Here is a 12,975-nt window from a genome sequence, read left to right as displayed (position 1 = left end):
ACCGCTTGTGCGGGCCCCCGTCAATTCCTTTGAGTTTCAACCTTGCGGTCGTACTCCCCAGGCGGAGTGCTTAATGCGTTTGCTGCAGCACTGAAGGGCGGAAACCCTCCAACACTTAGCACTCATCGTTTACGGCGTGGACTACCAGGGTATCTAATCCTGTTCGCTCCCCACGCTTTCGAGCCTCAGCGTCAGTTACAGACCAGAGAGCCGCCTTCGCCACTGGTGTTCCTCCATATATCTACGCATTTCACCGCTACACATGGAATTCCACTCTCCTCTTCTGCACTCAAGTCTCCCAGTTTCCAATGACCCTCCCCGGTTGAGCCGGGGGCTTTCACATCAGACTTAAGAAACCGCCTGCGCTCGCTTTACGCCCAATAAATCCGGACAACGCTTGCCACCTACGTATTACCGCGGCTGCTGGCACGTAGTTAGCCGTGGCTTTCTGGTTAGATACCGTCAAGGGATGAACGTTCTACTCTCATCCTTGTTCTTCTCTAACAACAGAGTTTTACGATCCGAAAACCTTCTTCACTCACGCGGCGTTGCTCGGTCAGACTTTCGTCCATTGCCGAAGATTCCCTACTGCTGCCTCCCGTAGGAGTCTGGGCCGTGTCTCAGTCCCAGTGTGGCCGATCACCCTCTCAGGTCGGCTATGCATCGTGGCCTTGGTGAGCCGTTACCTCACCAACTAGCTAATGCACCGCGGGTCCATCCATCAGTGACGCAAAAGCGCCTTTCAACTTTCTTCCATGCGGAAAATAGTGTTATACGGTATTAGCACCTGTTTCCAAGTGTTATCCCCTTCTGATGGGCAGGTTACCCACGTGTTACTCACCCGTTCGCCACTCTTTTTCTTTCGGTGGAGCAAGCTCCGGTGAAAGAAAAAGCGTTCGACTTGCATGTATTAGGCACGCCGCCAGCGTTCGTCCTGAGCCAGGATCAAACTCTCATAATGATTTGTTTGAACGATCCATAGGATCGTTAAGCTCAAATAAAATTAACTTTGCTAGCTATTGCTTGCATGTATTTTGCTTCATAAATGAAGCGCCCTACACATTGGTTCGTTTGCTTGCTTTGTTCAGTTTTCAAAGGTCTACTGCGCTGCGTTAGCAACTTTTAAATCATATCAGATCAACAAGTGAATGTCAACTCTTTTTTTAAAAGTTTTTTTCAAGCGATTGTTATTTAATCACTCTTTATCTCTCAGCGACTTTTATATCTTATCATCTCGAAAGCTTTGTGTCAACAACTTTTTTGAAAGTTTTTTCTAACTTTTTAGGTTTTTTTACCTAATGCTTTCTGACGACTTTGTTATAATAACATCTGTCTTGATCTTCGTCAACATTTATTTTGAAAAAATATTTGAAAGATTTAAACAGTGACTATCACAAAGACAAATACTAATATAGCAATTCTACTGCGAAAAATCAACAAAAAACAAAGCTTTTTCTCAACATTTTTTTTAGCCGAATCTTTCTTCTATTCTTTATCTCATCGTTCGCTTTTATAGCAATAATTGCGTTTTATAACTATTCGTGTTCCTCAATCGTTCCTGTTTATATGAACAAGCAGAAACGCTGTCCATTAAGTAAGATCCCTTATAAAGAAAAAACCAGCTGATTGTCGCTAACCTACAACAACCAGCTGGTTTCTTCGCAGAGGATCTGCGCTATTTCAAAACATCCTTACTAGATTGAACCACAGGAATATATATTCTAAAAATCGTTCCTTGCCCAATCACACTTTCTGCAGTAATGCGCCCTTTATAACTTTCCAATAATTGCTTAGCAATGGATAGTCCTAACCCATTTCCCCCTTTGGTTCTTGCTCTCGCCTTATCCACTCGATAAAATCGATTGAAAATTTTATCCAAGTCATCTTTGCTGATTCCTTCACCAAAATCCTGAATTGCAATCTCAAACGTTTGTCGATCAGAAGAAATAGATAAATGGACCTCTTTGCGATCTGTGGAGTACTTGACGGCATTATCTAAGATGATAATAATAATTTGTTCGAAATGATTCCGATAAATTTTTAAAGTCAATTCGTGGTAAAGATCATCATCCAATGTGAAAACAAATTCCGGGTAAAGAATTTTAAAATTATTAAATACTTGGTATACGACTTCTTTGGCTTTTGTCGTTTCATTCGCATAGTGGACATCTACTTGCTCAGCTCTGGAAAGGTCGAGCATTTCCTGCACAAGTGTCTTCATTCGACTGATTTCTTGCATGATGGCTGCAAGCGATTCATCTAATACTTCTGGATCGTCCTTGCCCCAGCGCTGCAACAGGCTCATATGTCCTTCAATGATTGCCACTGGCGTCCGTAATTCATGAGAAACGTCCTCTACAAACCGTTCTTGCTGCTCGATATATAGCCGCATACGGTCGAGCATCTCATTAAAGATGTCTGCCAAATCAGATAATTCATCATTTGTATTCAGTTCAGGCATATGCACGGTCGATTGGGGATTCTTTCGAACGGTTTCCATTGTATCCCGCAAAACTTTCAGTGGCTGCAAGAAATAAGCAGATAAGAAAAAACCTAAAACGCTACTGAGAATCAAGGAAACGACTTCAAGTATGATTAGCGTTAACAAGAGCTTACTGCGAATTTCATAAAATGAGGTCAGTTCATAAAATGTCTGAGCATAACCAATTTTTTCTCTCGTTTCTTTTGAGTAGATTGGCTGGATCGACAAAAAGCCTGTAATATTGTCCAATGTCACGATCGTGGGCGGCTTTCGCTGCACATCGATCAGAGAAAGATTATTTTCATGGGTTTTGAAAATCAATTCCTGATTCAGATTATAAACAAATAAGCTCAAAGGAGACTGGCCTAACTCGGAAATAAACGAGTCGATCTTCATTAAGTTCCCATCAATTGTTGAAGTTCGGTCGTAGATGCTCGTATCACCACTATCGTTCTTAGTTAAATTGCGATAGGTACGCACCAATGTCAATTCTTGGTCTGAATTGGCTAACCTAGAAGCTACTTCCGACATCGTACGCTCCACGTTATTTTCTTCTTTAGCCACAAGCAGGTTGATAGACGTTTTGTAAGTGATGACTGCAAAAATTGTAAAAACAACAAATATAAAGAAAGAACTTGCGAAGGCCCACTTCACAGTCAAAGAAGGCCCCTTCAGTTCTTTTAGTTTTTTCATTCTTTTTTTTAAGCTCACGAACGCATCACGTATCCTGTCCCCCGAACAGTTTGGATATAGCTTTCTTCTCCAGGTACGTCGATCTTATTCCGTAGATAACGAATATACACATCGACTACGTTTGTTTCTACTTCTGTTTCATAACCCCAAACTTTGTTCAGCAGAACATCACGGGCTAAGACGACATTGACGTTCTCCATCAAAGTAAGAAGCAACTCGTACTCACGCTTCGTCAATTCAATGACATCACTGCCTCGACGCACCACACGGTTTTCTTTCTCGATGGTTAAATCACGATAAGTGATCGTCGTTTGTTTGGCAACATTTTTGTCTCCTTCAATGTCGATTCGACGTAACAGCGCACGCAAACGAGCTAGTAGCTCTTCAATCGCAAAGGGTTTCACAATATAATCGTCTGCTCCGTGATCTAGCCCTGAGACCCGATCGATCACTGAATCTCTTGCTGTCATCATAATGATTGGCGTATTTTTGGTCTGGCGCACACGACGGCAAACTTCTAATCCGTTTAGTTCTGGTAGCATCAAATCAAGTAAGATGGCATCCCATTCATTGTTCAACGCTGCATCCAATCCAGTTCTGCCATTATAATGTACTTCGGTATTATAGCCTTCATGCTTTAATTCTAATTCCACGAATCGAGCTAAGTTCTTTTCATCTTCAATGATTAGAATATTACTCATTAGTTAGAGCTCCTTTATCGGTTATTCTGCATATAGTTAGACACTATCTGCTTTATTTTATCATGTATCTAAAAAATAAAAAAGAGATTGACCGAAAGTTCTCACTGTTCGGTCATTCTCTTAATTTGTTCTCAATTGTTCGACTTATTCTTCCTCATACCAAGAGTAGTGGTAAATTCCTTCTTTGTCCGTACGTTCATACGTATGGGCACCGAAATAATCCCGCTGCGCTTGGATCAAGTTTGCAGGCAAACGATCTGAGCGATAAGAATCAAAATAAGCAATTGCTGAAGAGAATGTTGGGACTGGTACGCCAGCTTGGACTGCCAATGCTACGACGTCACGAACGGATTGTTGATAGCGTTTTGTGATTTCCTTGAAATAGTCATCAAGCAATAAGTTTTCGATATCCGTATCTTTTTCATAAGCATCGGTGATTTTTTGCAAGAATTGCGCACGAATGATACAACCTGCACGCCAGATTTTAGCAATTTCACCAAATGGCAGTTGCCAATCATACTCTTTTGATGCGGTCCGTAATTGCGCAAAACCTTGTGCATAGCTCATGATTTTGCTGAAATACAATGCTTCCCGAATTTTCTCAACAAATTCTTGTTTGTCTCCTGTAAATTCGAATCCTTCAGGTTTTGGTAAGACTTGGCTAGCATTCACTCGTTCTTCTTTATAAGCAGAAATATAACGCGCAAAAACAGACTCTGTGATCAACGGTAGTGGAACACCAAGATCTAATGCACTTTGACTCGTCCATTTCCCCGTTCCTTTGTTGCCGGCAGCATCTAAAATCACATCAACGATTGGTTTCCCAGTACCTAAATCGTCTTTGCGTGTTAAGATGTCTGCTGTGATTTCGATCAAGTAGCTATCTAATTCGCCTTTATTCCATTCAGAGAAGATCTCCGCCATTTCAGAAACAGATAGCCCTAGAATTTTTTGCATCAAATCATAGGATTCAGCAATTAGCTGCATATCTCCATACTCGATACCATTGTGAACCATTTTTACATAGTGTCCTGCACCATTTGGTCCAATGTAGGTAACACAAGGAGTGCCATCTTCTGCTTTTGCTGAGATTTGTTCCAAAATAGGAGCCACTAACTCATACGCTTCTTTTTGTCCGCCAGGCATGATTGACGGGCCTTTCAATGCGCCTTCTTCTCCACCAGAAACTCCGGTACCGATAAAGTTGATACCAGAATTTGCTAATTCTTCATTACGACGGATTGTATCTTTGAAGAATGTGTTTCCTCCATCGATCAAGATGTCCCCTTTTTCAAGATGAGGCAATAATTCTTGGATGGTTGCGTCTGTCGCAAAACCCGCTTTGACCATCAAAAGAATGCGTCGTGGTCTTTCGATCGATTGTACGAACTCTTCAATCGTATAGGTTGCTTTAAAGTTTTTATCTGGATGTTCTTTTACTACTTCTTCTGTTTTAGATCCTGTACGGTTGAATAGGGCAACTGAATAACCGCGGCTTTCAATGTTCAACGCTAAGTTTTTTCCCATGACTGCCATACCGACAACGCCGATTTGTTGTTTTGTCATCACTCATCCTCCTAAGATTCAGTTATCTGTTTCATTATAGCGCAAAAGATAGTTGTTTTGAACTATTCTCTTTCAAAGAGTAAGAATTATTTCAGAAAAGTTCTAGTTTTCATGAAACTAATCTGAAACAAAAAGAAAAATCCTAAGGCTCCATGGTTAGCCTTAGGATTTTGAAATCCATTTTTCTGTAAAAAAGGATTATGCTTCTTTTGTTGCTACATCTTTTCCATCGTAATGACCACAGTTTGAGCATACATGGTGGCTTTTTTTCATTTCACCACAGTTTGCACATTCGTTCAAACCGTTGATTGTCAATTTGTAATGAGTACGACGTTTTGCTTTTTTCGCTTTAGAAGTTCTTCTTGCTGGTACTGCCATTTTGCTACACCTCCTTGTAAATGAAAGCAACCTTGAGGCTGCAATTTATTCCAATCCTACGCGTTATCATCTTCTGAATCATTGAACAGTTCCGATAATTTTGCAAGACGAGGATCAATTTGTTGGGCTTGCGCTTCTTTTTGGTTTGCATAGTCTTCTTCTGATAAAACAGCCCAGTCATTTCCTGACGGCATTTCTGTGCTATTTTTCTCTTCCTCAGTAAGGACTTGCATGGGAATCGCAAGTAATAGGTTATCAGCAACTGAATCATCCAAACTGATCGTCTGACCTTCAATGATCAAGACATCTTCTTCTGGAATCATTTCATCTCGCCGCTGAAATTGCTCTGGTGTCATGAAGAGTTCATCCACTGTAAAATCCATTGGCAAAGCAACTGGAGTCAATGAGCGTGTTGAAGGTAACGTGATGGTTGTCTCCACTCGATAATGTAGGAGATATTCATGTTTTCCAACAGACATCATGCCAGTGATTTTCACAGGAGACAAATCAATGATCTGTCCATCGCGTTTTATCAATTGATTTTTTAAGTTCAACGTTTCGTCGAACATTAGCGGTGTCTCTTGGTATTTTTTTAATTCCAATAAAGACCATTTCATTTTTATCACCCCTAAGCAACAAAAGCAATTATACAGGGGTTATTTCCCTTTGTCAATGAAATTTTCTTGACACCTTTTTCATTTCTACAGCTGTAATTTTACGCACAAAAAAGTGATTGCTTTTAGAGAAAAAAACAACAGACTCGCTACTTATGCACGAGCCTGTTGCCTCCATTAATCAATCTTTCGAAAGAAGATTAGATAGCTGTTGTTTCTCCACGGTAGACGATTCCACGACGAGAATCCACAGTAATCAATTCACCATCTTTGATCGTTGTTGTGGCATCTTTTGCCCCAACGATCACTGGAAGGTCTTTCGCAATGCCGACAACTGCTGCATGAGAAGTCAAACCGCCGTCTTCAACAACAAGTGCTGCTGCTTTCTCGATTGCAGGCATATATTCTTTATCTGTTGTTGGAACAACTAAGATCATGCCATCTTTTGCTTTAGCAATTGCTTCTTCTGCACTGTTGGCTACAACGGCATTAGAAACGATTGATTTTTCACCGATTCCTTGTGCTTCAAGCAATTTAGAACCGATCATTTGAATTTTCATCACGTTCGTTGTTCCACGTTCTCCAACTGGCACACCAGCAGTGATCAAAATCAAATCGCCTTCTTTGGCAAAACCAAGATCCACAGCTTGTTTAGCTGCTAATTCGAACATTTCGTCAGTTGTTGAAGGTTTTTCAGCAACTGTTGGATAAACACCCCAGTTTAACATCAAACCACGTTTTGTACGTTCGTCGAAAGTTACTGCCAAGATATCTGCATCTGGACGATATTTTGAAATCATTTTCGCAGTATAGCCAGATTCAGTTGCAGCAACGATTGTTTTTACGCCAAGATTTTTAGCTGCACGTGCCACAGAAAGACCAATTGTTTCTGTTACATCAGTTTTATCAAATTGGTTGATTTGGAAAGTACTCATTTCTGCTAAAGCATTTTCTGCTTCAATATCGATACGAGCCATCGTTGCAACAGCTTGTACAGGATAGTCTCCGTTTGCTGATTCTCCAGATAACATGGTTGCATCTGTTCCGTCAAAGACTGCATTGGCAACGTCAGAAGCTTCTGCGCGTGTTGGACGAGGATTTTGTTGCATTGATTCTAACATTTGAGTTGCAGTGATAACTGATTTACCTACCGCATTACATTTTTTGATGATTCGTTTTTGAACCATTGGTACTTCTTCTGCTGGAATCTCAACACCCATGTCTCCACGAGCAACCATGATACCGTCAGAAACTTTGATGATTTCATCAATGTTGTCGATACCTTCTTGAGATTCGATTTTAGAGAAGATTTGTACATGAGTCATGTTCTTTTCTTCAAGAATTTCACGAATTTCTAAAACGTCTTGAGCTTTACGTACGAATGAAGCTGCGATGAAGTCGATATCATTGTCTAATCCAAAACGAATATCGTCAGCATCTTTTTCAGTAATACCAGGCAAGCTGATTGATACGCCAGGTGCATTGACCCCTTTACGAGAACCCAACATTCCTGCATTTTTAACAACAACAACTAATTCACGTGCTGCTTCGTCTTTTTCGATGATCTCCATATCGATCAAACCATCATCAAATAAGATATGGCCGCCTACATATACATCATCAAATAATCCAGGATAGGTCACTGCAATCTTTTCTTTTGTTCCTTTGTGTTCTGGGTCCATTGAGATACGTGTTTGGTCACCAACGTTGAATTGGATATAGCCGGCACGACCATATTCTGCTTCGGTTGTGTCTTGAACGGTTGTACGGATTTCTGCTCCTTTAGTATCTAAAAGAATCCCTACATCTTTACCAGTTTTCTTGACCGCTTCACGCACCATTGTCATACGTCCTAATTGTTCTTCATGATCTCCATGAGAAAAATTGAAACGGAAGACATTTGCACCGGCTTCGATCAGTTCAGAAATAATTTCTACACTATTACTTGCTGGTCCTAATGTGCTGACGATTTTTGTTTTTTTCATTACTAAACGCTCCTATTCATTTATTTAAAATAGCTTAATAAGCTTTTTTTACAAAATTACTGTTGCGTTTCATACTTCCTAAACTTAAAAGGAAATTTCCTTGTTCAAGTCGTATAAAGAAATATCTGGTTTGTGACGATTGTTTTCAAGCGTTTCGATGATATCTGCAGCAACCATCTGGTTGTTTTCGATACCGATGCACAATCCGCCTTTGCCTTGTTGAAGCAACTCAACTGCGTAAGCACCAAATTTACTTGCTAGAACGCGGTCTCTTGCGCTTGGTGATCCGCCACGAACAACGTGTCCTAAAATCGATACCCGCGTGTGGAAATCGCCATATTCAGATAATTTATCAGCAAATTCGTTTCCGCCCATCACGCCTTCTGCTAAGACGATCAAGCAGTGTTTCTTACCGCGGTCCCGTCCTTCACGAATTCGGTTCGCAACAACGGCCATATCAAAGTCATGTTCTGGGATGATGATCTCATCTGCCCCACCGGCAACTCCTGACCAAAGCGCAATGTCACCTGCACCACGACCCATTACTTCGATTACGAATGTCCGGACGTGAGAAGTTGCAGTGTCACGAATTCGGTCGATTGATTCCAATACTGTATTGATTGCTGTATCAAAACCGATAGTAAAGTCCGTCCCAGGAATATCATTGTCAATCGTTCCTGGAATACCGATTGCCGGAAAACCATGTCGTGTTAGAGCCATCGCACCATGATAAGAGCCGTCGCCACCAATAACGACCAACCCTTCAATGCCGAATTTTTTCAGTTGTTCAATCCCTTTTAACTGACCTTCTTGTGTCGCAAATTCAGGATAGCGCGCAGAGTACAAGAATGTACCGCCTCGTTGGATCTTGTCACCTACATCTGCCACATCAAGACGGCGAATATCTCCAGCTACCAAACCAGCATAGCCGTAATTGATTCCATATACTTCCAGCCCATCAAAGATAGCCTTTCTTACAACTGCCCGAACCGCTGCGTTCATCCCCGGCGCATCGCCGCCACTGGTTAGAATTCCAATGCGTTTCATTATCCATTCACCTCATTAGTAGATTTGTTTAGGGAATTGGAACTCCCTTATTTGATACTTTTCAAGTAATAACCACGAGTAGTATTTTACCATTATTCCAGAGAAATGTCTTGAAATAGTGGGAAAAAGTTGAAAAAAGTGTAAGTAAAATTTAACGTTTTCGGAAAATTACTTGAAAACAACATTTTCCTCTCCCAACAAGTGCCCAAGCTTTCTTTCCATTTCTTCGTCTTTTTTTAGCCAGTTCTCTTCCGTCAGCAACACTTTTTTCCCGTTGCTTTCATAGAACAACACCACAGGAACTCGGCCTCGATGCTTTCTCAGCAACTGCGACAATTCTTGCAAATGGTTCGTCTCAACATCACGTGTGATCTTCAGATAACACGTTTGATCTGTTAGCTGTGCTTGCGCTTTTTCAGCTAGCTCTATTTTATCAGCAATCAGTTGTATTTCACCATTGTAACGACTTACTTCCACTTTTCCTTCAACATACAAGACGGCGTTTTCTGCAACGTCAGATCGTATGTGACGATACAATGTGGGAAAAACAGTGATTGAGACTTCTTTACTAGCATCTGTTCCTTCAAGAAACGCCATTTGCTCTCCTTTTTTTGTACGGATTTCTCGAATTTGACGCACATAAAATAGTATCCGGACACGTTCGTTGGGAACTAAGTCAGCGATTGCTATCGTCTGCTTCAACTGTTGCAGCTTCTGATATTGTTGGACAGGATGACCTGATAAATAAACCCCTAGATATTCTTCTTCCAACGCTAACTTTTGCTCTAAGTCATAATCAGCGACTTCGGCTTCTTTGAGAGCCATTGTCTCTAACAAATCGAGACTGCCGCCACTATAGGTGATATTTTGGATTTTCCCTTCTAATTGGATAAGTGCTTGCTTCCGATTAGTGACCAATTCATCAAACGCACCAATACTTAACAACGGACGGATATAATCTTCTTTCAGCCATTTGTTATTCTTTTGATGCAAGCGCAACAGGAATTGATCTAAGGAGGAGAATGTTCCATTCTCCTTTCGTTCATCTAAAATATCTTGAATCAGGTCTCTACGTATTCCTTTAACACTGCTAAAGCCAAAACGAATCTGTTTTTCCGATTGAAGATAGAAACTATAGCCACTCTTATTGATGGACGGCGGTAAGATTGCTACACCATACCGAGTCGCTTCATTCAAATATTCTTTTAATTTACCTGGATTATTTCTAACCGAGTGCAATAATGCAGCAAAAAATGGTCCTGGATAATGTACCTTTAAATACGCCATTTGGAAGCCGATAAATGAGTAGGCAAACGCATGAGAACGATTGAACCCGTAATTGGCAAAACGCTCAATATAATCGTAAACTTCTTCTGCTTTCTCCGCGGAAAAATGGTTGGCTACGGCTCCTTCAACAAAATGGCGCCGTTCTTCATCTAGGACGTCTTTTTTCTTTTTGCTGATGGCTCGCCGCAAGATATCTGCTTGACCAAGAGAAAAGCCTGCCATTTTAGAAGCAACTTGCATGATTTGTTCTTGATAAACAATGATTCCATAGGTATTTTGTAAAATTGGCACTAAAGCAGCATCCGGATAAACGACTTTTTCTTGTCCTTTTTTCCGTCGAATAAACGTATCGATATTTTGCATAGGCCCTGGCCGATACAACGCATTGACGGCTGCGATATCTTCGATACTTTCAGGTCCAAGTTTTCGCAAAACATTTCTGATCCCCGCTGACTCAAACTGAAAGATTCCGGCAGTATCGCCTTGCTGAAATAGTCGCAGCACAGCTGGGTCATTTAAAGGAATAGCTTTCTGGGTAACTGTTTCATTTGTAACTCGCTTGATCCCTCTTAAAGTATTGTCAATGATTGAAAGATTCCGTAATCCTAAAAAATCCATTTTTAACAATCCCACTGTTTCCACATCATTCATTGTGAACTGAGTCAAGAGGATCTCATCACTTCCTTGTTGAAGGGGGACTAGGTCCAAGAGATTCTTGTCGCTGATCACCACACCAGCTGCATGGGTGGAAACATGTCGAGGCAATCCTTCCAGTACCTTAGCCACTGCAAACATCGTTTCATTTCGTTCGTTGAAGGTAGCCAATTCTCGTAATTGATTGGATTGCTCATAAGCTAAAGCCAATGTCATTTTTAATGCGTTAGGAATGGCTTTTGACCAGCGATTGGCTTCGCTTTGTGACAAACCAAACACTCGTGAAACATCCCGCAGCACCATTTTGGCCGCCATCGTTCCAAAAGTAGCAATTTGCGCCATGTACTCCTGACCATATTTTTGACGGACATAATGCAAAATCTCATCACGTCTGTTATCAGGAATATCTAAATCGATATCGGGCATAGTATAGCGTTCGGGATTCAAGAAACGCTCAAACAGCAAGTCATATTCAATTGGATCGACATCGGTGATGGCTAATACGAAAGCTACTAATGAACCTGCTGCTGAGCCCCGCCCTGCGCCGGTAACAATTTCGTTCTTGTGAGCAAAATCCATCACATCCCAAATGATCAAAAAGTAATCGTCAAATCCCATTGTATGAATAACGGATAGTTCATAATCCAAACGCTGACGGTAAATATCTGTGACCTGCGTAATACGTTCAGACAACTTTTCAAAACACAGTTTTCTAAGAAAATCAGCCGCATTTTCTCCTTCTTCTAAAGGGAAATGCGGGAGCAAACGTTGATGGAGAGGAATCGTCAGAGTACATTCTTCTGCAATTCGCTGATTATTTACCAATGCTTCTGAATTCTCTCCAAATGCCTGAATCAGTTCCGCAGGCTGTTCTAAATAATACGTTTCGGAAGATTGTTCCTTCGCTTTACGAAAATCTTCGATCTGAGTACCGTTCTTAATATGTTCCATGACTTGAACAGCAAATAGTTCTGCTTGTTCCAATGCTGCTACGGGTTGATAAGCGCACAGCTCAAGACCATGCTGTTGAAACCACTCTCTTTCTGGCGTTGCCGCTGCTTTTTGAACACCCAGGAAAAGACTCTTTTGATCAAAACGAGCGACAAAGTCTGTCAATGCTCGAGAAAGCTGTGCCAAGTCTTCCGATTGATCTGGAGAGAAACCTTGCCCTTGCGGCAAAATACCAAACAGATCTGGTAACGTTAAGTATTCAGATAGATCCAAGTGACCGTTGATCATTTTCTCACTGGAAAGGCGCATCAATAATCGGTAGCCTGATAGATTCTTTGCAAAAAGATACAATGGAAAACGCATAGTGGACGTGCCAAACGTGCAATCGAATAATACACCAATCACAGGTTTGATTCCGGCATTTTGGCATTGCTGATAAAATTCTAAGGCTCCATATAACACATTGTGATCTGCCAGCCCCAAAACTTTATAACCAGCTTTTTTGGCAGCAGCAATATAACGAGGAATTTTGATCGTACTTTGAAGTAAGGAATACGCGCTTAAGGTTGTCAATTGATGATACATAGAAAATCCCTCCGAAAATGATAATTCCGTTT

8 protein-coding genes and 1 rRNA gene (1 of these 9 only partly in view) are annotated in these 12,975 nt (G+C 41.1%); all 9 read right to left on the bottom strand.

Annotation, left to right across the window (positions count from 1 at the left end; all coding sequences use genetic code 11):
• A 16S ribosomal RNA gene (locus FE005_RS09490) occupies positions 1-961 on the bottom strand (it extends 599 nt beyond the left edge of the window).
• A 714-nt stretch (positions 962-1,675) separates the two neighbouring features.
• On the bottom strand, positions 1,676-3,175 hold the full coding sequence (locus FE005_RS09485; protein ID WP_138371697.1) for a HAMP domain-containing histidine kinase: 1,500 nt from the start codon (positions 3,173-3,175) through the stop codon (positions 1,676-1,678).
• 14 nt (positions 3,176-3,189) lie between these two features.
• Entirely contained in the window at positions 3,190-3,876 is a 687-nt protein-coding gene (locus FE005_RS09480; protein ID WP_003127863.1) for a response regulator transcription factor, read from the bottom strand.
• 144 nt (positions 3,877-4,020) lie between these two features.
• The gene (gndA, locus tag FE005_RS09475) at positions 4,021-5,442 is read right to left on the bottom strand and encodes an NADP-dependent phosphogluconate dehydrogenase (RefSeq protein WP_138371696.1); all 1,422 of its coding nucleotides are present in this window, start codon (positions 5,440-5,442) and stop codon (positions 4,021-4,023) included.
• A 198-nt stretch (positions 5,443-5,640) separates the two neighbouring features.
• On the bottom strand, positions 5,641-5,820 hold the full coding sequence (gene rpmF, locus FE005_RS09470; protein WP_003127860.1) for a 50S ribosomal protein L32: 180 nt from the start codon (positions 5,818-5,820) through the stop codon (positions 5,641-5,643).
• A gap of 56 nt (positions 5,821-5,876) precedes the next feature.
• Positions 5,877-6,437, bottom strand: a complete 561-nt coding sequence (locus FE005_RS09465) for a DUF177 domain-containing protein (protein WP_005472104.1) — start codon at positions 6,435-6,437, stop codon at positions 5,877-5,879.
• A 197-nt stretch (positions 6,438-6,634) separates the two neighbouring features.
• Positions 6,635-8,419, bottom strand: coding sequence for a pyruvate kinase (pyk, locus tag FE005_RS09460; protein WP_103301307.1), 1,785 nt, complete (start codon positions 8,417-8,419; stop codon positions 6,635-6,637).
• An 84-nt stretch (positions 8,420-8,503) separates the two neighbouring features.
• Positions 8,504-9,466, bottom strand: coding sequence for a 6-phosphofructokinase (gene pfkA, locus FE005_RS09455; protein WP_003127857.1), 963 nt, complete (start codon positions 9,464-9,466; stop codon positions 8,504-8,506).
• Positions 9,467-9,634: 168 nt separating this feature from the next.
• The gene (gene dnaE / locus FE005_RS09450) at positions 9,635-12,943 is read right to left on the bottom strand and encodes a DNA polymerase III subunit alpha (RefSeq protein WP_003127856.1); all 3,309 of its coding nucleotides are present in this window, start codon (positions 12,941-12,943) and stop codon (positions 9,635-9,637) included.
• Between the last annotated feature and the right edge of the window lie 32 nt (positions 12,944-12,975).

The organism is Enterococcus sp. M190262 (genome assembly GCF_005843965.1).
Classification (GTDB): Bacteria; Bacillota; Bacilli; order Lactobacillales; family Enterococcaceae; genus Enterococcus_D; species Enterococcus_D gallinarum.
This window is presented reverse-complemented; position numbering and strand designations above follow the sequence as displayed.